The following is an 18,396-nucleotide window of genomic DNA, read 5'->3' on the forward strand; positions in this document are numbered from 1 at the left end:
TTCGCTCCCAACCAGCCGCGGCCAGGAGACAAACCGCATGGATCTCGACTACACCCCCACCGACGACGCGTTTCGCGCCGAAGTCCGCACCTGGCTCGAGGCCAATGTGCCTCAGGACACGCGCGCCAAAGTTCTCAATCACAAACGCCTGAGCCGCGAGGACATCGCGAGCTGGCACAAGCTGCTCGGCACCCGGGGCTGGTCGGCGCCGGCCTGGCCCGCCGAATGGGGCGGACCCGGCTGGACCGAAACGCAGCGCCATATCTGGGATGACGAATGCGGGCGCATCGGCGCGCCGCCGGTCCTGCCGTTCGGCGTGTCGATGGTCGCGCCCGTGATCATGAAGTACGGCAACGAGGCGCAAAAGCGCCGCTATCTGCCGCGCATCCTCTCGGGCGAAGACTGGTGGTGCCAGGGCTATTCGGAACCGGGTTCGGGTTCCGACCTCGCTTCGCTGCGCACGCGCGCCGTCCGCGAAGGCGACCACTACGTCGTGAACGGCCAGAAAACCTGGACCACGCTCGGTCAGCACGCCGACATGATGTTCTGCCTCGTGCGCACCGATCCCGCCGCGAAGAAGCAGGAAGGCATCTCCTTCCTGCTGATCGACATGAAAACGCCCGGCATCACCGTGCGCCCGATCATCACGCTCGACGAAGACCATGAGGTCAACGAAGTGTTCCTCGAGGACGTGAAGGTCCCGGTCGAGAACCTGGTGGGCGAGGAGAACCGCGGCTGGACCTACGCCAAGTATCTGCTCGGCCACGAGCGCACCGGCATCGCACGCGTGGGTGTATCGAACCGCGAACTCGCGTTCCTCAAGCACGTCGCGCTGAACCAGAAGAAAAACGGCAAGCCGCTGCTGCACGACCCGGTCTTCGCGTCGCGCGTGGCCGCCGTCGAGATCGAGCTGATGGCGCTCGAAGTTACCGCCGAGCGCGTGATCGCGAGCAGCGGCAACGGTCGCGGCCCCGGTCCCGAAGCCTCCATGCTCAAGATCAAGGGCACCGAAATCCAGCAGGCGCTGACCGAGTTGATGGTCGATGCGGTCGGTCCGCTCGCCGCGCCGTTCGATCCGGCTTTCCTCGAAGGCGAGCACGCGCATTCGGTGGCGGGCGACGACGACGCAGCGCCGCTCGCGGCGTACTACTTCAACTACCGCAAGACGTCGATTTACGGCGGATCGAACGAAATCCAGAAGAACATCATCGCGCAGATGATTCTGGGGATTTGAGGAGCGGCGCAATGGACTTCAATTTCACCGAAGAGCAACAGCAACTCGCCGACGCGCTGCGTCGCTATCTCGACAAGAACTACGGCTTCGAAGCGCGCCAGGCGATCGTGAAGACGCCCGAAGGCGTCTCGGCCGCGCACTGGAATGCGTTCGTCGAACTCGGTTTGACGGCGCTGCCGGTGCCGGCGGAGCAGGGCGGTTTTGACGGCGCGCCCTTCGACATGCTCGTGGTCATGCAGGAACTGGGCTGCGCGCTCGTGGTCGAGCCGTACTGGGCGAGCGCAGTGGGGATCGAGGCGCTCAAGCTCGCAGGCGCAAATGATGCCGAGAACGCTGCGATGCTCGAACGCGTCGCCACGGGCGAAATCAAGCTCGCACCGGCATTTCACGAACCCGAGGCACGCTACGACCTGTTCTCGCTTGCCACGAGCGCGAAGGAAACCGGCGACGGTTTTGCGCTCACGGGCAGCAAGTCGGTCGTGCAGCACGGCGCACAGGCCGACTACTGGATCGTCCCGGCGCGTCTGGCAGGCGAAGTCGCGCTGTTCATCGTCGCGCACGACGCGCAGGGCGTGACGGTCAGCGACTATCGCACCATCGACGGCCAACGCGCCGCCACGCTCAAGTTCGACGGCGCGCGTGCACGGCGTCTGGGCAACGCGGGCGCGGCCACGTGGGAGCAGGTCGCCGACTACGCCACCTTCCTGCTGTGCGCGGAAGCCGTGGGCTTGATCGACGCGCTCAATCACGCCACCGTCGAGTACACGAAGACGCGCCAGCAGTTCGGCGTGCCGATCGCGCGCTTCCAGGCCCTCCAGCACCGTATGGCCGAGATGCTGATCCACGGCGAGCAGGCCCGCTCGCTCACGTATCTCGCGGCGGCGCGTTACAGTAGCGCATCGCCCGACGAGCGCCGACGCACGATTTCCGCGGCGAAAGTGCGCGTGGGACAGGCGGCGCGCCATGTCGGCCAGCAGGCGGTGCAGTTGCACGGCGGTATGGGCGTGACCAACGAGGTCGCGGCGGCGCACATGTTCAAGCGGCTCGCGATCATCGAGACCACGCTTGGCGACGTCGATTACCACCTCGAACGTTTCGCTTCGGTGCCGGGTTTCGCGCAGGCCGCTGCGTGAGCGCGCGTTAGCACGCGTAAAAGAGGAAACGGAGAGCCATCGATGGGTTTGAGTTATGAAGATCTCGAAGTGGGCAAGTCCTATGAAGTGGGCTCGCACACGTTCGGGCGCGAGGAAATCGTGGAATTCGCGCAGAAGTACGATCCGCAGCCGTTCCACCTGAGCGAGGCCGCCGGCGAGGCATCGATGTTCGGCGCACTCGTGGCGAGCGGCTGGCATACCTGCTCGACGATGATGGGCATGCTGGTGCGCAACTTCTTCAAGGACTCGACCTCGATGGGCTCGCCGGGCATCGACGAGATCCGATGGATCAAGCCGGTGCGCGTGGGCGACACGCTGTCGATGCTCAACATCATCGTCAGCAAGCGCGTCTCGCAGAGCAAGCCCGACCGCGGCATTGTCGAAACGCGCTGGGAAGGGCGCAACCAGCACGGCGAACTCGTCGTCACGGTCAGCTCGAAAGGATTGTTTGGACTGCGCCATCCGGGCGCGCACAACACGGGAGACGCTGCATGAGCGAGGTCGCTGCCACTGTGGAAATCGCCGATCTGGCCGCCCTGCGCGCGCTCGTCGGCACCGAGCCTTTCGTGAGCCCCTGGCGCGAGGTGAGCGCACCGAGCGTGCAGGGTTTCGCCGATGCCACGGGCGATCATCAGTGGATTCACATCGACGCGGAGCGTGCGCGCCGCGAGTCGCCGTTCGGCGGCCCGATCGCGCACGGCTTTCTCACCTTGTCGCTCGTGCCTGTGCTGCTCGCATCGACGGTGTCGTTGCGTCAACGCATGGGCGTCAACTATGGGCTCAACCGTGTGCGCTTCACTTCGCCGGTGCCGGTGGGCGCGAAGTTGCGCGGACGCTTTGGCGTGAAAGAAGTCACCGACATCGAAGGTGGTGGCGCGCAGGTGGTCTGGAACGTGAGCCTCGAATGCGAAGGTAGCGAGCGGCCCGCCTGTATCGCCGAGTTTATTTCGCGGCACTACTTCTGATCTTCTGATTCGCCGCGTGTGACGGCAACAAAAAGGGCGTCTGCTTGAGAACCAGACGCCCTTTTTTATCGGCTTAACGGTGAGAGACTCAGGCCGCTTTCGAGTCGTGCTTCGCGTACTGCGTCGCGCCGAACAGCATTTCCTTGGCCTTGTCGTCCATCAGCGGCTTGCGCGCGCTCGCGAGCACTTCGACGCCGCGCTGGACGGCGGGCCGCGCTGCAATGGCCTCGTGCCAGCGCTTCACGTTCGGAAGCGAATCGAGGTCGATGCCCTGGTTCTGCCACGAACGTGTCCACGGGAACGCAGCGATATCGGCGATGGTGTATTCATCGCCCGCGAGATATTCGGTCTTTTCGAGTTGCGTTTCCATCACGTTATAGAGACGCTTTGCTTCGTTCGTGTAGCGGTTCACCGCGTACTCGATCTTCTCGGGCGCATAGATGCGGAAGTGGTGCGCCTGGCCGAGCATCGGGCCGAGGCCGCCCATCTGGAACATCACCCATTGCAGCACGTCATAGCGCGCGGCAAGGTCTTCGGGCATGAACTTGCCGGTCTTCGCGGCCAGATAGATCAGGATCGCACCCGACTCGAACAAGGAGAACGGCTTGCCGTCCGCGCGCGCCGGGCCTTCGGAATCGGTGATGGCCGGGATCTTGTTGTTCGGGCTGATATCGAGAAATTCAGGCTTGAACTGGTCGCCCGCGCCGATATCGATGGGGTGCACGCGGTACTCGAGACCGGTTTCCTCCAGCATGATATGGACTTTGTGGCCGTTGGGCGTGGCCCAGCTATAGACATCGATCATCGTGACTCCTTGAAGCTCCATGAACGAAGGCGCGTGCTTGTCGTCGCTTGTATCGTCGCTTGCCGCGCGCCGGATCTCGCGGACGTTAGCATAGTTCGATGTGCGCCGCAGAAGGCGCTCGAGTGACCTCAATGCCAGCGTGGGATCGCGCTTCGGGCAGTCGATGGCATCATGGCGCGTTGCGTTGAAACAGGGGCGCTTCGCCCTGATACACGATGCCCGATCAAACAGCGTCACCTTCGCCCTGGCTCTCGCATTACACCTTTTACGAACGGCATGAAGCCACTGTGGGCGTGGCGCTGCCGTCGCGCATCATCGACGCCGTCGCGGCATTCGATGCGCGCAGCGATCCCGTGATCGACGTTTTGCTAAGTGTGCGCGAGTGGCCCGATCGACTCAGGCAGCGTGTGGGAGGCACGACGCGCGAGCCGTTCGGCCTGGCGAATTTCACGCCCTTGCATCGTGACGAACGCGAACTGACATTCGGTCTCGCCGGGCGCTTCTGGCGTCCCGATTTCGGGCTGGTGGATGTGGCCGATGCCGCTGCGTTCCTGGCGCTAAAGCGTACCGATGTCGCGAAGCTGGTACTGCGCTTTCGCGTGCCGGACGACGGGCAGAGCGAGGCCAGCCTCGTCACTGAAACTTTCGTCGCTTGTCCGTCGTGGGGCACGAAAGCGCTGATGACTCCGTACTGGCTAGCCATACGTGCGTCGAGCGGATGGATCCGGCGGCGCACACTCGCCGCCGTGGCGAAAACGCTGGCCATGCAGCCGGAAAGTTAGCTGGCGCATCCACCAATGCGCCAGTCGTTCCCCGCAGCTTATGAGCGCGTAACCGGCAACTCCACGCGCGAAGCCGCACCTGCATCCATGTAGCGCGCGAGCTCGAGCTTGGCGATCGCGTTGCGGTGGACTTCGTCGGGACCGTCGGCGAAGCGCAGCGTGCGGGCCTGCGCATAGGAATAGGCCAGCGGGAAGTCGCCGCTCACGCCGCCGCCGCCGTGCACCTGGATCGCCCAGTCGAGCACCCGGCAGGCCATGTTCGGCGCGACCACCTTGATCATCGCGATCTCGCCGCGCGCGCCCTTGTTGCCGACGGTGTCCATCATGTACGCGGTCTTGAGCGTGAGCAGGCGTGCCTGCTCGATCATGCAGCGCGCCTCGGCGATGCGTTCCTGCGTGACGGTCTGCTGCGCGATGGTCTTGCCGAAAGCGACGCGCGAGAGGGCGCGCTTCGACATGAATTCGAGCGCGCGTTCCGCGAGTCCGATCAGGCGCATGCAGTGGTGAATGCGGCCCGGCCCGAGACGGCCTTGCGCGATCTCGAAGCCGCGCCCTTCGCCCAGCAGGATGTTCGATGCCGGCACGCGCACGTTTTCCAGCTTGATTTCCATATGACCGTGCGGTGCGTCGTCGTAGCCGAACACAGTGAGCGGGCGCTTGACGGTGATGCCAGCGGTGTCGGCGGGCACGAGGATCATCGACTGTTGCGCGTGGCGCGGCGCATCGGGATCGGTCTTGCCCATCACGATATAGATCGCGCAGCGCGGGTCGCCCGCACCCGACGACCACCATTTCGTACCGTTGATGACGTAGTCGTCGCCGTCGCGCTCGATGCGCGTCTGGATGTTGGTGGCGTCCGACGAGGCGACTTCAGGTTCGGTCATCAGGAATGCCGAACGAATCTGGCCTTGCAGCAGGGGTTCGAGCCACTGGCGCTTGTGCTCCTCGCTGCCGTAGCGCTCGATGGTCTCCATGTTGCCGGTGTCGGGCGCGCTGCAATTGAACACTTCGGGCGCCCAGATGACGCGGCCCATGATCTCGCACAGCGGTGCGTATTCGAGGTTCGTCAGCCCCGCGCCGCGATGCGACTCGGGCAGAAACAGATTCCACAAGCCCGCTTCGCGTGCCTTCACCTTGAGTTGTTCGACGATCTCGGTCGCCACCCACGGATTGCCATTGGCGCGATTGCGCTCGATTTCCGCGTGATAGACGGCTTCATTCGGATAGATGTGTTCGTCGAAGAACGCGAGCAGTTTCTCGCGCAGCGCCTGCACCTTCGGGGTGTAATCGAAATTCATCCAGAACCTCGCAAATAGAGCACTGAGAATGCACCGACCAGGAATCGAGTGCGGATTGAATACGGGAAACGCGTGCTACTTGAAGGCGCTCGCTTAGCGCACCTTCTGCGCGTACTGCCAGGCCAGTTCGGCCATCGGCTTCGCACGGCGGCCGGCATCGGCTGCCTGGGCGCTGGCGGCTGTGCCGTCCACGACGCGCTTCATGATCCCCTGCAAGATGGCCGCGATGCGGAACATGTTGTAGGCAAGATAGAAGTTCCAGTCGCCCTGAATGGTCAGACCCGTGCGTTCGCGGTAGCGGCGCACATACTGCTCTTCGTCGGGAATGCCGAGCGCGGCCCAGTCGAGCCCGCCGATGCCGCGAAACTGCCCCGGTTCCACATGCCACGCCATGCAGTGATACGAAAAATCGGCGAGCGGGTTGCCGAGCGTCGACAGTTCCCAGTCGAGCACGGCGAGCACACGCGGCTCGGTGGGGTGGAAGATCAGGTTGTCCAGGCGGAAGTCGCCGTGCACGATCGAGACGCGTGCGGCGCCTTCGCTGCTTTCATCGGGAATATGTTGCGGCAGCCATTCGATCAGGCGGTTCATCGCGTCGATCGACTCCGTCTCCGACGCCTGATACTGGCGGCTCCAACGATCGATCTGGCGTGCGAAGTAATTGCCTGGTTTGCCGTAGTCGGCGAGGCCGATCGCGTTCGGGTCCACGTTATGGAGTGCTGCGATCACGCGATTCATTTCGTCGTAAATCGCGCCGCGCTCCTCGCGCGTCATGCCGGGCAGCGACTGATCCCACAGCACGCGGCCCTCGACAAACTCCATCACATAGAACGCGCGGCCGATCACGGCTTCGTCCTCACACAGCGCCAGCATCTTCGCGACCGGCACGTCGGTAGCGCCGAGCGCATCCATCACGCGGTACTCGCGTTCGATCGCATGCGCGGAGGGCAGCAGCTTCGCCTTCGGACCGGGCTTCGCGCGCATCACGTAGCTGCGCGAGGGCGTCACCAGCTTGAAGGTGGGATTCGACTGGCCGCCTGCGAACTGCTCGACGGTGAGCGGACCTTCGAAGCCCGCGACGTGCGTCGCGAGCCACGCGGCTAGTGTCGCCGTATCGAAGCGCTGCCGCTCGGCGACGGGGCGGGTGCCTTCGAACGCCGAAAAGTCGGTCGAGCGATCGGCTGAAAGGCGGGCGTCGCGATTGTCTCCATCCGGGGTGGCTTGCGCCATTTTTGTCTCCCTTCTCCAGTATGGGTGGTCCGCGCTAGCGCTCGGGGCGATAGCGCAGGAATTGCGCGTACAGCATCTCCATCGTTGTGTTGCGCACGTCGCGATGCAGCGACGATGGCGGTGCGAAATTGAGCGTGCGCACGACCCAGTCGCTGGGTGCGGCGCCCACGTCGAGCACGTTGATGCAGCCCGTGGTCTGCGCGAGATGGCCGAAGAACTGGCGCCCGCCTGCCGTGATCGCGTGCGAGAGGATCGCGCGGTTGACGCCGCCGTGCAGGACCAGCAGCGCCGTGTCCCACGAGGCATCGGCGCGCAGTGCGGCGACCGCCGGCAGCACGCGGTCGAGCAGTTCACCGATGGATTCGCCGCCGAGAAAGCGCGTCGCTTCGGGGACGATGCCATCGAAGGCGCGCAGGAATGCGTCCTCGACATCGGCGGGCGGAATGTCCGCCAGACGTCCGCCGTGAATCTCCTGCCACGCGGGTTGCTCTTCCAGCGCGATCGGCTGGCCAGTGGCGGCGAGCACACGCTGCGCGGTCTCGACCGTGCGCCGCAGACCGCTCACGATCACGCGGTCGAAGCGCACGTCTTGCTGCGCAAACGCCTCGCCCGCGGCGGTGGCCTGGGCGCGGCCGGTTTCGTTGAGCGGTACGGTATCGGGGTCGATCGCGCGGCCGCTGTCGTCGAAATAGGTGACGTCGCCGTGACGCATCAGATAGATGCGCCGGCGCTTGGGCAACTGGAATTCGCTCATTGTTGGCTCACCTGTTGATCAGCGCTTGTAGACCGGCGTGCGTTTTTCGAGGAACGCGGTGATACCTTCGAGACCATCGCGATGATGCAGCGAACTCACAAAACTCTCGCGTTCGTCGACGAGTTGCGCATCGAGCGACTGAAGCGGCGCGGCGTTCGTCAACGCCTTGATGCGCGAGGCCGAGTTAGGCGAGATCTTCGCGAGTTCGTCGGACCAGGCGAGCGCCGCATCGAGTGCGGTCTGCGGCTTGACCACGCGATTGACGACACCCAGATCGGCCAGACGCGGCGCGCCGATCGGCTTGCCTTCGACCATCACTTCGAAGGCAAGCGCACGCGGCAGCGCGCGCGAGAGAAACCACGAGCCGCCGCCGTCGGGCGTGAGGCCCACGCGCGAATAGGCCATCACGAACTTGGCGTCTTCGGCGGCCACGAGCAGGTCGGCGGCCAGCGCGAGTGAAAAGCCCGCGCCCGCGGCCGCGCCTTCCACGGCGGCGATCACGATCTTGCTCGACTGGCGCATGGCCGTGGCCCAGTGGGACAGCATGTCGATGCTGGCGGCCTGGACCGACGGATCCTTGGCGCGATTTTCGAGCAGGCGGTTCAGATTGCCGCCTGCGCAGAAGAAGTTGTCGGCGCCCGTGAGGACGATCGCGCGCAACGATTCATCGCGCTCGGCCGCGTCGAACGCTTCGATCGCGGCGGCGTACATGTCGGGGTGCAGCGCGTTGCGCGCGCCGGGGTTCGACAGCGTCAGGACGAGCGTCGATTCGTGGTTCTGCGGGCGGGAGGTGCGGAGTTCGGCGCTCATTGCGATGCCTCGTTCGAAAGCGTGTACGGAGTGACGTCGGGCTGCGCGAGGGACAGCCCGAGCTTGCCTTTTGCCGTGACTTTGGCGAAGGTGTCGGCGAGGTATGCGCTGGCGGCCGCGACGCCGGTTGTCTCAATATTGAAATGATGTGAAGTCATTGGAAGCGTGGCTCCATGAGTGGCTTAGAATAGCACGGTCGTACATTTTTATGAAAAAGGTTCTGCGCTTATCCCGTGTACTTCGGGTTCACCCGATGCGGGATTGCAGGCCGTCGCCCCCAGGAGGAAACGAGGATGATCAAGCTGCATGGTTTTGCCCTCTCGAACTACTACAACAAGGTCAAGTTCGTGCTGCTCGAGCACGGCATCGAGTTCGAGGAAGTGCTGACGAAACTGCCGCTCGCCGAGGCGCAGCTCGTGCAGTCGCCCACGGGCAAGGTGCCGTTCCTGGAGACGGAGCTGGGCTTTCTGTGCGAGTCGGAAGTGATCGTCGAGTATCTGGCGGCGCGTTATCCCGAGAAGCGGATTTTTTCCGCCGATCCCTGGCAGGCGGCCAAGGAGCGCGAACTGATCACCGTGATCGAAACGCATCTGGAACTGGTCGTGCGCGAGCTGTACGGCGAAGCGTTCTTCGGCGGCACAGTGAGCGACGAGGTCAAGAAGAGTGTGGAGAAGCGCGTGAAGCGCTATCTCGGGAGTCTCACGCGGCTCGCGTCGTTCGCGCCTTACGCGCGTGGCGAGAGCTTCGGCATCGTCGATATGGCGGCGTTCGTGAGCCTGCCGCTCGTTGCGATGGCCACGCAGAAGATCTACGGCCGCGACATGCTCGCCGAGGCCGGCGTGGACTGGAAGGCGTATGTGAAAGCGGTGGGCGAGCGGCCCGCGGCGCAGCGTGTCGCGGCCGATCGCAAGGCGTATATCGAGGCGACTGCCTGACGCAGTGATTGAAGCGAGGCGCGCGCTCGATTGAGTGCGCCGCCTCTCGCGCGATGGGCCGCAACGATTGGACGTTCGCGGACGCATCGCGCGGGTGCTCGCGTGCGCGCCCTGTATCAGAGGCGCGCGAGGCGTTCGAGTGCGCTAGCGAGCGTGCTTTCCTGCTTCGCGAAGCAAAAGCGCACAACGCCCGATTCGTGGGCTTCGTGATAGAACGCCGAGACCGGAATTGCGGTCACGCCGATTTCCGCCGTGAGCCACTTCGAGAACTCGGCCTCGGGCAGGTCGCTGATCGCCGAGTAATCGACGCACTGGAAGTAGGTGCCCTCGCAGGGCAGCAGCTTGAAGCGCGAGTTGGCGAGTCCCGCTCGGAAGAAGTCGCGCTTCTTCTGGTAGAACGCGGGCAGTTCCAGATACGGCTTCGGATCGCGCAGATAGTGGGCGAGGCCCACCTGCATCGGCGTGTTCACCGTGAACACGTTGAACTGATGCACCTTGCGGAATTCCGCCGTGAGCGCGGCGGGCGCGGCTACGTAGCCGAGCTTCCAGCCCGTCACGTGATAGGTCTTGCCGAAGCTCGAGACGATGAAGCTGCGCGCGGCCAGTTCCGGATAGCGCGCGACGCTCTCGTGCGGCTGGCCGTCGTAGACCATGTGCTCGTAGACCTCGTCGGAGAGGATCAGCACGTTGGTGCCGCGCACGATGTCTTCGAGCTTGCGCATGTCCTCGGCGCGCCAGACCGTACCGGTCGGGTTGTGCGGCGTGTTGATGAGGATCAGGCGCGTCTTCGGCGTGATGGCCGCTGCGAGCTTGTCGAAGGGAATCGCGTAATCGGGCGCGTTGAGCGTCACGAACACGGGCTTGCCACCGGCGAGTTCGATCGACGGCAGGTAGCTGTCGTAGGTCGGCTCGACCACGATCACTTCGTCGCCGGGATGCACGGTCGCGAGGATCGCCGTGAGCAGCGCCTGGGTGGCGCCCGCCGTCACCGTGATCTCGCTGGCGGCGTCGTAGCGGCGGCCGTAGACGCTCGCGATCTTGTCGGAGATCGCTTCGCGCAGCGCGGCGACGCCGGCCATCGGCGGATACTGGTTGTGACCGTCACGCATCGCCTGCGCAACCGCATCGACGATGCGCGCGTCGCAATCGAAATCGGGGAAGCCCTGTCCCAGGTTCACCGCACCTTTTTCGGCGGCGAGCGCGCTCATCACCGTAAAGATCGTCGTGCCGACATTGGGCAGGCGCGACGGAAATGAGGGTGTGAACAGGTTTTGCTGCGACTCTTGCGACGGATGCGGTGCGTTCATGGCGCGGATGGTAGGAAGACGGTGGAACGGGAAGGTCTTGAAAGGCTGCTGCGAAATTCCGATTGTAGGGCAGCCCTGCTCAGACTGCCGACGGTTCGGATGCCGTCGGCGTGGTGGTTGCCTCGGGGGCCAGCGCGCATTCGGCCACGAAGGTGTCGGGCGTGGCGATGCGAAAACCGAAATCGCGCGCAATGCGCCTGGCCATCTTGAGCACGGCGCGGTCCTTCGAAACCAGCCAGGCCGCGCCGCTTGCGCGCGCCAGCTCCAGAAACTTCTGGTCGTCGCGGTCGCGGCATTGCGGCAGCGCACGGGCATCGGCGGGCAATTCGGGCAGTTCGATCAGGCGCACCAGCGTGCCTAGTTTCGCGAGCGCCGCTGCCTTGTCGGTGCCGCGCCCCTGAAACTGCGGATAGTCGAGCACGTGGGCCAGTTCGCCCTGACAACGCACGTCGATCAACGCCGCGAGCGTGCCGCGTTCGAGCGCGGCGCGAATCGGCCGCGTATGCGGATCGTCGAAGACGAGAATGTCGAGCCAGACGTTGGAGTCGAGCACCACGGCCAGCGGGGCGGCATCGCTCGGGGAGGGGGCGTGATCAGGGGGCGTGAGACCGGTCATTCGTGAATTCGCTACAATCGGGCTTTCGCCTTTGAACATCGGCACGTGTGTGCCTGCAAGCCTCTATGATAATCGTTCTGTCGCCGGCCAAATCGCTGGACTATGACACGCCGACGCACATCGACACTCACACCATCCCCGATTTCGTGGACGATGCAGCCGAGTTGATCGACGGCCTGCGCCGCCTTTCACCGCAGCAGATCGGCACGCTCATGAGCATCTCGGACCCGCTCGCGCGCCTGAACTTCCAGCGTTACGCCGACTGGTCGACGCAGTTCAGCCGCGAAAACGCGAAGCAGGCCGTGCTGGCCTTCAATGGCGACGTCTACGAAGGATTCGATGCCCGCTCGCTCTCACACGCCGATCTCGACTACGCGCAGAACCACGTGCGCGTGCTTTCGGGGCTGTATGGCGTGCTGCGACCGCTCGATCTGTTGCAGCCTTATCGTCTGGAGATGGGCACCCGTTTCGAGAATCCGCGCGGCAAGGATCTCTACGCATTCTGGGGCGAGCGCATCACGCAGGCGCTCAACGCACAATTGGAGCGCAACAACAAGGGCGCGCGCGTGCTCGTGAATTGCGCATCCAATGAGTACTTCAAGGCCGTCAAGCCGAAGAAGCTCGCGGCGCCAGTCGTCACGCCGGTCTTCGAAGACTGGAAGGGCGGCCGCTACAAGATCATCAGCTTCCATGCGAAGCGCGCGCGCGGTTTGATGGCGCGCTATGCGGTCGAGAACCGCATTGCCGAGCCCGAAGCGCTGAAGGCCTTCGACCTCGAAGGCTATGCATTCGATGCGGACGCATCGAACGATGCCACTTATGTATTCCGCCGGCGCATTGCCGACTGAGCGGTTTGACTCAACGATATTGATTGCTGACCCAGCGAAGGAAAAGTCATGACGATTTCCATTTCCAGCCAGTTCGACGCGGGTGCGATCGAAGTGCTGTCGTGCGAAGAGGCCGAAAAAATTCGTCTGCGCGTGCGCGCCGACAATCAATCGGAATTCGCGCAGTGGTTCTACTTCCGCATCTCGGGCGTGCGCGGCGAGCGCTGCGTGATGACGTTCGAGAACGCGGCGGATTGCGCGTTTCCGGAAGGCTGGCGCAACTACGAAGCGGTGGCGAGCTACGATCGCGTGAACTGGTTCCGCGTGCCGACCTCGTATGACGGCAAGGTGCTGACCATCGACCATACGCCCGATTTCGACAGCATCTATTACGCCTATTTCGAGCCGTACGGCGAAGAGCGCCATTCGGAATTCCTCGGCATGATGCAGCAGTTGCCGCACGCGATGCTGACCGAACTCGGTCAGAGCGTCGAAGGCCGGCCGATGTCGCTGCTCACGCTCGCCACTCCCGGCGACGACACGCCCGCAGGCAAGCCCAAGAAGACCGTCTGGATCATCGCGCGCCAGCATCCGGGCGAGACGATGGCCGAGTGGTTCGTCGAAGGCCTCGTGAAGCGTCTCGCGGGCATGGGCGACTGGGCAGGCGACCCGGTCGCGCGCAAGGTGTTCGACCACGCGGTGTTCCACATCGTGCCGAACATGAACCCGGACGGTAGCCGTCACGGCAATCTGCGCACCAACGCCGCGGGCGCGAACCTGAACCGCGAATGGATGGAGCCGGACGCGCAGCGCAGCCCCGAAGTGCTGCTCGTGCGCGAGGCGATCGAGGACACCGGTTGCGATCTGTTCTTCGACATCCACGGCGACGAAACGCTGCCCTACGTGTTCGTGGCGGGATCGGAAATGCTGCCGGGCTTCACCGACCAGCAGCGCAAGGAGCAGACGGCGTTCATCGAGGCTTTCAAGATCGCGAGCCCGGACTTCCAGGACAAGCACGGCTACGAGGCGAGCCGCTATCGCGAGGATGCCCTCAAGCTGGCGTCGAAGTACATCGGCCACAAGTACGGCTGCCTGTCGCTCACGCTGGAAATGCCGTTCAAGGACAACGCCAATCTGCCCGATGAGCGCGTGGGCTGGAACGGCGAGCGTAGCGCCGCGCTTGGCGCCGCGATGCTGCAAGCCATCCTGCATCACGTCGAGACGTTTGCTTGATCGCTTGATGGGGCGTAGCGGCGTGTTGAACGCGGCTACGCAATGAAAGAAGGGGGAAACGGTGTGAGCCGTTTCCCCCTTCTTCGTTTCGAGCTGCATGCGCTTCGGTCGAAGTGCGCGAGATCAGTGCGTTGTCGACTTCTTCTTCGTGGCGGTCTTCTTTGCCGTGGACTTCGAAGATTTCGTCGACGATTTGGTGCTGCTCTTCGTCGTCGCCGACGACTTGTGGCTCGACTTGCCCGACGTTGCCTTCTTCGAGTTCTTGCCCTTGCCCGTTGCCTTCTTCGACTTGGCGCCGTGCTTGCCGCTCACATGCGCGGCAGTCCCACCCGCAGCGGCGCTGCTTTCGCTATGCGCGCGCGACGGCGGCACGGGATCGTTCCAGCTGAACGCGAGGATCTGCTGGCCCACATAGCCGCAGCGGAATTTGAGATCGTAGGGCGCCTGGCTGCTGTCCTGCGGGACGCCAACGCCATCGACGGTCACGATCGTGTCGACCTTCACGCGCTGCTTGCCTTCGTCGAACGAATCGTTCCAGGGCGTCACGGTGGCGTGCGCGCTGTCAAAGGAGCTGGGCGGAAACTCGACGTGATCGAGCACGCTCGAGGTACTGGCGATGAATTTGCCGTGTGCCGCGCAACTGGCGACCAATGGGTCGGCGTGCATCTGCGTGACATAGGTATTGACGAGATCGCTTTGCTGTTCGAGCTGATCGGCCTGGGCCGGGAGCGAGCAGAGAAGTGCCAGGCTCGCGGCGCAGGCGGCCAGTCGGCCGAGTACGGTCAGCAACTGGCGGGATGCGTTGTTGCGGTCCATCTGTTTTTTTCTGGATGAGGGTGGGACGTCAGGCACCGTAAGATGCCGCGGCGCTGGTATGAGTTCCAGTCTTGGGACAAATAATTCGCACAAACTGCTACGGGGATCGTCTTTGCGCGTGGCTGGCGGGTTAACGAAGCTCGATGCCCACGCGTTCGGAAGCCGGGCCATTCTAGCGCAGGCTTACAGTGCGGCGTTCGAGGAACCCGTCAGATGGAAGGCCGGCGACGGGTGAGGCGAGCATCAGGCGCGCGGGCCGCCGAGGCGATATCGCCGCACGTCGTAGGTCGTGACCCACGCGGGGCGATAGACGGCGATCAGCGCGGTGGCCATGCCGGTGAACCACGCTTCCCCCGACGCGAGCAGGAATACGCTGAAAGCATAGCCCGCGGGTATCGTGAGCAGCGAGTTGCCATTGAGCGCCATGTGCGTGCCGAGCGCCAGATAAGCTGCGGCCGAAACGGCGATGGCGGGTGAGACGAAGCCCTGGCCGACGATGAACATAAAGAGATTGCGGGGCAACCATGCGACGCTGGCGCGCTGCAACAGAGCCGAGACGCCCACGGGGAAGGCGCCGAACACGAGGAAGGTGAGGGCGACGCCGTCCCAGGGCGCATCGAACACCACAGCGGCCAGTACGACGACCACTGCCATGGCGACGAGCGCAAGCCCCCAGTCGAACAGCGTGACGACGAGGGTGGCACCGAGCAGATGCAGAACGGTGCCGTCTTCGAGCCACGCGTTGCTCGCCCACAGCACGGCGACGGCCACGATGATGGCGAGCCACACGTGCTGGAGCGTCGCGTCCTGGAGACGCTTGAATGGGTTGTTCCATAACGCGAGCGCAAGCAAACCCGCCGATGCAATCCATGCACCGACGATCACCCAAAGCGGAAGCGGCGTATATAGGAACCCCATGTGCTTCATATTACTCGTTGGAGGGCAAAAGGTGTGCGCATCCGGGCGGTCCCTCCTGCTCTTCGCCGGCTTCGTGCTCCGGTTCGACGGGCGGCGCAGGCGTGGCCGCAGCCGTGGCGGCGTAGGTCGTGCCCGGCTCCGCAGCGAGAGGCAGGGCCTCGAGGGTGTCGTCTGTCCGCAACGGATAGCGGAAGGGTGTCTTGCTGCGCTTGCGTAACGGCACCTGACCGTGCTCGCCGTACGACGGTTTAGCCGCGCTTTCGCGGCGCGTTCGCAGTACCTGTAGCTGGCTGGACAGCAGGCCGTGGTAGATGGCCACGGCGGCGGCGCGGTTGGGCGCGCCGAGCTGCTGAAAGATGCTTGCCAGATGGACCTTGACGGTGCCCTCGCTGATGCCGAGTGCGCGGGCAATCATCTTGTTCGTGTTGCCCATGTGCACGCAGCGGAGGATCTGTTCCTGGCGCGGCGAGAGTTCGACCTTGGGCGGTCCCTTGCGAAGTACGGTCGTGCCCTTGGCGTTGCGGCGCGGTGGAACGGGCCAGGGGCCGGGTGGGCAGTACGACGGGCCGAAAATGTCGGCGGGTAGGTGGTCGCCGCCGAGCAGGATCAGTTCGAGAAGCTTGACGATCAGGATCGAATCGGTGGTGCGGCGGATGATGCCGCGCGCGCCTTCGTCGAGCACCGCCTTCACGCCATGCGGCGGTTCGGTGCGATCCACCAGTACGGCGATGGGCAGCGTTCGGTGCCGGTTTGCAAAGTTGCGTAGCTCGCCAGGAACGATTCCCTCGTGCCAGTCGATCACTAGCAGATTCGGCGTGAAGCGCTGCATCGCGCGTTCGGCGCTGCGCCAGTCGGGTGCGTCGTTAAAACGAGCGCGTCGGTCGATTTGTCGTAACAGCGCCTTGAGCCCTTCGCGCCTTTCGGCGTCCGGATTGAATACTGCGAACCGCATGGAATGCCCTCCTCCTGGATGAGGCCTCTCGAAATATCGGGCGCGACAGCTGCTGTACACGCCGCTTTTGAACCGGGCCAACAGCATCATCATGACAAAAAGAGAACCTTCCAACGGCCTGTCCAAATGGCGTAGGACATAGGGCAAAAAAAAATCCCGCACTCAGGCGGGACCGGGTAGGAAAACGACGTGTTGCTTAGTGGAAGTGTGGCTGAACAGGCTCAGCATCTTCCGGCATCTCTGCATGGACAATCTCACCGAGGGGATCGGCATAGAGCGGCACACCGCAGTCGTCGCAGTACTCGGGCTCGAAGCGGCCGGCGTGACGGCGAATATCGGTGATGCCCGATTCCTTCAGCAGCGCGACGATCTCTTCGAGCGGGCCGCCTCCTACATTTTCCTCGGCCGGTTCTTCGTCGATGTCAGCATCGCCATTCTCACGACCATAAAGTGGCCAGACGACGCCGTAGAGAACGTCGTTGCTGCCGCGCTTCGTGAAGCCGACGCGATACTCGTCGATGCGGCGTTCGCCAAAGCCGGCGACGACGGCGCGCAGGTCCTGCGCAGTCGCGCCGATCGTGTCGAGCAGATAACGCACGGCGGTACGGATGGTGTGCGGGCGTACGCGCTCGTCGGCATCGCGACAGGCGGAGTAGTAGGCGTCTGGCAACAGACATTCGAATTCGCAGCCCGGCATGGCGACGGCCAGGTTCGCGCCGCCTTGCGTCGCCCACTGCTCGAGACATTGACCGCGCTCAATGCGCGAGCCGTTATCTTCTTCTTGCCAGCGGAACAGTGGCGTGCCGACGGGCGCTGCGACCACGGCCAGCAGGAAACGCGGATCGGCGAGGATCGGCGACGTCTCAGGCAACTCGCCCGCGCTGACCTTCGCGACCGTCCCGTTGAGCGCCGCCTGCGTGAGCTGTTGCGCGAGGCGCCAGGTCTCGACGTGATGGCGCGGCAACTGATCGATGCTATAGAGATAGGGCGCCATCGCGACGCGCGTGCCGCCTGCCAGCACATGCGCTTGTAGATGCGTACGCAAGGCTTCCGACGCGTCCGCCTTCAGCGGGCCTGACGGAATCACGTAGCGCGTCCAGGCGAGCACGGGCGCAGCGACGAGCAGCGCCTCGTATTGCCCCCCTTCGTGCTCGACGATGAACGACTCGCTATGGGTCTCGGCCATGTCTGCGAGCGCGCCGTAGGCATCCGGGTGGTTCTGCTGCAGATGATCGAGCGCGGCGTCGAGCGTAGTCTGATTGCCGTTGCGCACGACCTTCGAAAGCAGCGTGTCGAGCTTGGCCTCCCAGAAGCGGTCTTCGGTGCGGCTACCCGATGCAAACAGGGCGAGCGACAGGCCGACGAGTTTGTCGGCATCGGGAGGGAGGCGTTTGGCGATTCGCGAGCGCATAAATCTTGTGAGTTGGGATGCGGAGAACCACATATTCTAGTCTGTTCCGCGCGGGCCATCGGTTTGCCCTACAGGGTGTCTGGAGGAGGAGGCGTTGCTGCGTCGCGACGATGCGCTTTTGAGATGGCCGCGGAAGAGGCGGATCGCCGGGAGGCGAGAAAGCGCTTGCGCTATGTCATCTATGCGACTAGAATTCCGCTCCTTCGCTGCTGACGTGTTCGCAGCGAAGACTGCCGGAAGAAACGGCGGTTCGCCGGACCAACAGCTTTTAAGCGGTAGCGCAAAAAAAGAGGTTGACGAAGCGGAAAAGAGGCCTCATAATCTCGTTTCTCTGCTGCTGATGCAGCAA

General features: G+C 63.9%; 20 protein-coding genes. 8 read left to right on the forward strand and 12 right to left on the reverse strand.

The genetic code is table 11. The annotated features are described in order from the left end of the window. Positions 1 to 37 precede the first annotated feature (37 nt). Genes U5782_RS06830 through U5782_RS06845 form a run of 4 tightly spaced genes read left to right on the forward strand, consistent with a single transcriptional unit; the run spans position 38 to position 3,353 of the window. On the forward strand, positions 38 to 1,234 hold the full coding sequence (locus tag U5782_RS06830) for an acyl-CoA dehydrogenase family protein (protein WP_322043044.1): 1,197 nt from the start codon (positions 38 to 40) through the stop codon (positions 1,232 to 1,234). Positions 1,235 to 1,245: 11 nt separating this feature from the next. After that, a complete protein-coding gene (locus U5782_RS06835; RefSeq protein ID WP_322043045.1) occupies positions 1,246 to 2,367 on the forward strand; it encodes an acyl-CoA dehydrogenase in 1,122 nt (373 codons plus the stop codon). Positions 2,368 to 2,409: 42 nt separating this feature from the next. Beyond that, positions 2,410 to 2,883, forward strand: a complete 474-nt coding sequence (locus tag U5782_RS06840; protein ID WP_322043046.1) for a MaoC family dehydratase — start codon at positions 2,410 to 2,412, stop codon at positions 2,881 to 2,883. Next, positions 2,880 to 3,353, forward strand: a complete 474-nt coding sequence (locus U5782_RS06845; RefSeq protein WP_322043047.1) for a MaoC family dehydratase — start codon at positions 2,880 to 2,882, stop codon at positions 3,351 to 3,353. Before U5782_RS06840 ends, U5782_RS06845 begins: the two co-directional genes overlap by 4 nt. An 88-nt stretch (positions 3,354 to 3,441) precedes the next feature. Here U5782_RS06845 and U5782_RS06850 read toward each other — a convergent pair whose 3' ends face one another. Then, the gene (locus tag U5782_RS06850) at positions 3,442 to 4,158 is read right to left on the reverse strand and encodes a glutathione binding-like protein (RefSeq protein ID WP_322043097.1); all 717 of its coding nucleotides are present in this window, start codon (positions 4,156 to 4,158) and stop codon (positions 3,442 to 3,444) included. Positions 4,159 to 4,373: 215 nt separating this feature from the next. Here U5782_RS06850 and U5782_RS06855 point away from each other — a divergent pair, with 215 nt between their 5' ends. Next, a complete protein-coding gene (locus U5782_RS06855; RefSeq protein ID WP_322043048.1) occupies positions 4,374 to 4,940 on the forward strand; it encodes a hypothetical protein in 567 nt (188 codons plus the stop codon). Between the two features lie 38 nt (positions 4,941 to 4,978). Here U5782_RS06855 and U5782_RS06860 read toward each other — a convergent pair whose 3' ends face one another. The 5 genes from U5782_RS06860 to U5782_RS06880 form a co-directional block, all read right to left on the reverse strand. Then, on the reverse strand, positions 4,979 to 6,238 hold the full coding sequence (locus tag U5782_RS06860) for an acyl-CoA dehydrogenase (protein ID WP_322043049.1): 1,260 nt from the start codon (positions 6,236 to 6,238) through the stop codon (positions 4,979 to 4,981). A 93-nt stretch (positions 6,239 to 6,331) separates the two neighbouring features. Continuing rightward, positions 6,332 to 7,468 carry a phosphotransferase gene (locus U5782_RS06865; protein ID WP_322043050.1) on the reverse strand — a complete coding sequence of 379 codons (1,137 nt, stop codon included), beginning with the start codon at positions 7,466 to 7,468 and terminating at the stop codon, positions 6,332 to 6,334. 34 nt (positions 7,469 to 7,502) lie between these two features. Beyond that, positions 7,503 to 8,222 (reverse strand): histidine phosphatase family protein, encoded by a 720-nt coding sequence (locus tag U5782_RS06870; RefSeq protein WP_322043051.1) that lies wholly within the window; start codon positions 8,220 to 8,222, stop codon positions 7,503 to 7,505. 18 nt (positions 8,223 to 8,240) lie between these two features. After that, positions 8,241 to 9,032, reverse strand: coding sequence for an oxepin-CoA hydrolase, alternative type (locus U5782_RS06875; protein ID WP_322043052.1), 792 nt, complete (start codon positions 9,030 to 9,032; stop codon positions 8,241 to 8,243). Continuing rightward, the gene (locus tag U5782_RS06880; RefSeq protein ID WP_322043053.1) at positions 9,029 to 9,190 is read right to left on the reverse strand and encodes a hypothetical protein; all 162 of its coding nucleotides are present in this window, start codon (positions 9,188 to 9,190) and stop codon (positions 9,029 to 9,031) included. The genes U5782_RS06875 and U5782_RS06880 overlap by 4 nt, the downstream gene beginning before the upstream one ends. 135 nt (positions 9,191 to 9,325) lie before the next feature. Here U5782_RS06880 and U5782_RS06885 point away from each other — a divergent pair, with 135 nt between their 5' ends. Then, positions 9,326 to 9,967: a glutathione S-transferase gene (locus tag U5782_RS06885; RefSeq protein WP_322043054.1), complete on the forward strand. Its 642-nt coding sequence runs from the start codon at positions 9,326 to 9,328 to the stop codon at positions 9,965 to 9,967. 116 nt (positions 9,968 to 10,083) lie between these two features. On the opposite strand, the gene U5782_RS06890 is transcribed toward U5782_RS06885, so the two are convergent. Further along, positions 10,084 to 11,274 (reverse strand): pyridoxal phosphate-dependent aminotransferase, encoded by a 1,191-nt coding sequence (locus U5782_RS06890; protein WP_322043055.1) that lies wholly within the window; start codon positions 11,272 to 11,274, stop codon positions 10,084 to 10,086. Between the two features lie 79 nt (positions 11,275 to 11,353). After that, positions 11,354 to 11,890, reverse strand: a complete 537-nt coding sequence (locus tag U5782_RS06895; RefSeq protein WP_322043056.1) for a putative toxin-antitoxin system toxin component, PIN family — start codon at positions 11,888 to 11,890, stop codon at positions 11,354 to 11,356. Positions 11,891 to 11,955: 65 nt separating this feature from the next. Between U5782_RS06895 and yaaA the strand changes: the two genes are divergently transcribed. Both yaaA and U5782_RS06905 read left to right on the forward strand, forming a co-directional pair. Continuing rightward, the gene (gene yaaA / locus U5782_RS06900; protein WP_322043057.1) at positions 11,956 to 12,738 is read left to right on the forward strand and encodes a peroxide stress protein YaaA; all 783 of its coding nucleotides are present in this window, start codon (positions 11,956 to 11,958) and stop codon (positions 12,736 to 12,738) included. Between the two features lie 48 nt (positions 12,739 to 12,786). After that, on the forward strand, positions 12,787 to 13,950 hold the full coding sequence (locus U5782_RS06905) for a M14-type cytosolic carboxypeptidase (RefSeq protein ID WP_322043058.1): 1,164 nt from the start codon (positions 12,787 to 12,789) through the stop codon (positions 13,948 to 13,950). 123 nt (positions 13,951 to 14,073) lie between these two features. Here the strand turns inward: U5782_RS06905 and U5782_RS06910 are convergent, their stop codons facing one another. The 4 genes from U5782_RS06910 to U5782_RS06925 all read right to left on the reverse strand — a co-directional run bounded on the left by U5782_RS06910 (position 14,074) and on the right by U5782_RS06925 (position 18,047). Next, entirely contained in the window at positions 14,074 to 14,766 is a 693-nt protein-coding gene (locus tag U5782_RS06910) for a BspC domain-containing protein (protein ID WP_322043059.1), read from the reverse strand. A gap of 243 nt (positions 14,767 to 15,009) precedes the next feature. Continuing rightward, positions 15,010 to 15,684 carry an energy-coupling factor ABC transporter permease gene (locus U5782_RS06915; RefSeq protein ID WP_322043060.1) on the reverse strand — a complete coding sequence of 225 codons (675 nt, stop codon included), beginning with the start codon at positions 15,682 to 15,684 and terminating at the stop codon, positions 15,010 to 15,012. A gap of 10 nt (positions 15,685 to 15,694) precedes the next feature. Then, complete coding sequence (locus tag U5782_RS06920) at positions 15,695 to 16,636, reverse strand: response regulator transcription factor (protein ID WP_322043061.1); 942 nt, start codon at positions 16,634 to 16,636, stop codon at positions 15,695 to 15,697. 196 nt (positions 16,637 to 16,832) lie between these two features. After that, positions 16,833 to 18,047, reverse strand: a complete 1,215-nt coding sequence (locus U5782_RS06925; RefSeq protein ID WP_322043062.1) for a DUF2863 family protein — start codon at positions 18,045 to 18,047, stop codon at positions 16,833 to 16,835. Positions 18,048 to 18,396: the final 349 nt, after the last annotated feature.

The sequence above is a fragment of the Paraburkholderia sp. J67 genome, from assembly GCF_905220265.1.
Taxonomy (GTDB): domain Bacteria; phylum Pseudomonadota; class Gammaproteobacteria; order Burkholderiales; family Burkholderiaceae; genus Paraburkholderia.

Excerpts from the sequence above, each read along its gene's own strand:
- U5782_RS06925 (WP_322043062.1), bottom strand. The coding sequence starts at position 18,047 with ATGCGCTCGCGAATCGCCAAACGCCTCCCTCCCGATGCCGACAAACTC.
- U5782_RS06905 (WP_322043058.1), top strand. The coding sequence starts at position 12,787 with ATGACGATTTCCATTTCCAGCCAGTTCGACGCGGGTGCGATCGAAGTG.
- U5782_RS06895 (WP_322043056.1), bottom strand. The coding sequence starts at position 11,890 with ATGACCGGTCTCACGCCCCCTGATCACGCCCCCTCCCCGAGCGATGCC.
- U5782_RS06835 (WP_322043045.1), top strand. The coding sequence starts at position 1,246 with ATGGACTTCAATTTCACCGAAGAGCAACAGCAACTCGCCGACGCGCTG.
- U5782_RS06865 (WP_322043050.1), bottom strand. The coding sequence starts at position 7,468 with ATGGCGCAAGCCACCCCGGATGGAGACAATCGCGACGCCCGCCTTTCA.
- U5782_RS06910 (WP_322043059.1), bottom strand. The coding sequence starts at position 14,766 with ATGGACCGCAACAACGCATCCCGCCAGTTGCTGACCGTACTCGGCCGA.
- U5782_RS06915 (WP_322043060.1), bottom strand. The coding sequence starts at position 15,684 with ATGGGGTTCCTATATACGCCGCTTCCGCTTTGGGTGATCGTCGGTGCA.
- U5782_RS06830 (WP_322043044.1), top strand. The coding sequence starts at position 38 with ATGGATCTCGACTACACCCCCACCGACGACGCGTTTCGCGCCGAAGTC.
- U5782_RS06880 (WP_322043053.1), bottom strand. The coding sequence starts at position 9,190 with ATGACTTCACATCATTTCAATATTGAGACAACCGGCGTCGCGGCCGCC.
- yaaA (WP_322043057.1), top strand. The coding sequence starts at position 11,956 with ATGATAATCGTTCTGTCGCCGGCCAAATCGCTGGACTATGACACGCCG.
- U5782_RS06860 (WP_322043049.1), bottom strand. The coding sequence starts at position 6,238 with ATGAATTTCGATTACACCCCGAAGGTGCAGGCGCTGCGCGAGAAACTG.
- U5782_RS06870 (WP_322043051.1), bottom strand. The coding sequence starts at position 8,222 with ATGAGCGAATTCCAGTTGCCCAAGCGCCGGCGCATCTATCTGATGCGT.
- U5782_RS06855 (WP_322043048.1), top strand. The coding sequence starts at position 4,374 with ATGCCCGATCAAACAGCGTCACCTTCGCCCTGGCTCTCGCATTACACC.
- U5782_RS06890 (WP_322043055.1), bottom strand. The coding sequence starts at position 11,274 with ATGAACGCACCGCATCCGTCGCAAGAGTCGCAGCAAAACCTGTTCACA.
- U5782_RS06840 (WP_322043046.1), top strand. The coding sequence starts at position 2,410 with ATGGGTTTGAGTTATGAAGATCTCGAAGTGGGCAAGTCCTATGAAGTG.
- U5782_RS06850 (WP_322043097.1), bottom strand. The coding sequence starts at position 4,158 with ATGATCGATGTCTATAGCTGGGCCACGCCCAACGGCCACAAAGTCCAT.
- U5782_RS06875 (WP_322043052.1), bottom strand. The coding sequence starts at position 9,032 with ATGAGCGCCGAACTCCGCACCTCCCGCCCGCAGAACCACGAATCGACG.
- U5782_RS06920 (WP_322043061.1), bottom strand. The coding sequence starts at position 16,636 with ATGCGGTTCGCAGTATTCAATCCGGACGCCGAAAGGCGCGAAGGGCTC.
- U5782_RS06885 (WP_322043054.1), top strand. The coding sequence starts at position 9,326 with ATGATCAAGCTGCATGGTTTTGCCCTCTCGAACTACTACAACAAGGTC.
- U5782_RS06845 (WP_322043047.1), top strand. The coding sequence starts at position 2,880 with ATGAGCGAGGTCGCTGCCACTGTGGAAATCGCCGATCTGGCCGCCCTG.